Source organism: Methylobacterium mesophilicum (assembly GCF_022179445.1).
GTDB lineage: Bacteria > Pseudomonadota > Alphaproteobacteria > Rhizobiales > Beijerinckiaceae > Methylobacterium > Methylobacterium mesophilicum.
In genome coordinates, this window is record NZ_BPQU01000102.1 from 1 (window position 1) to 350 (window position 350).

The window sequence follows — 350 nt, forward strand, 5'->3', positions numbered from 1 at the left end:
AACGACCTCGACTTCGCCGCGGTGGCGCACACCCGCAACCAGCGCGCGGCGGCCGGAGCCGTGCAGGCCGGGGCGGTGGGCTCGACGCTCTACGACGCGGTCGCGACCCTGTCGGCGCCCCAGGCCCGGGCGGCGTTCGCCGGGATGGCCGGCGACGCCCATGCCGGGCTGGCCTCGACCGCCTTCGCCACGGCCGGGCCCAGCCGCGAGGCGGTGCTCGACCGGCTGCGCTGGGGCGGCGCCTCCGAGGCGCGCGACTACGGCAGCCTGCCGGCCGCCTACGCCGCCGACCGGTCCGGGGAGCCGGTGGAACCGGTGGCGGTCCCGGCGCGGGTGTTCGACCCGCGGAT

At 79.7% G+C, this 350-nt stretch carries 1 pseudogene; it reads left to right on the forward strand.

From position 1 onward, the window contains the following. Positions 1 to 350: pseudogene (locus MFF40_RS28390) on the forward strand (autotransporter domain-containing protein); the annotation flags it as partial.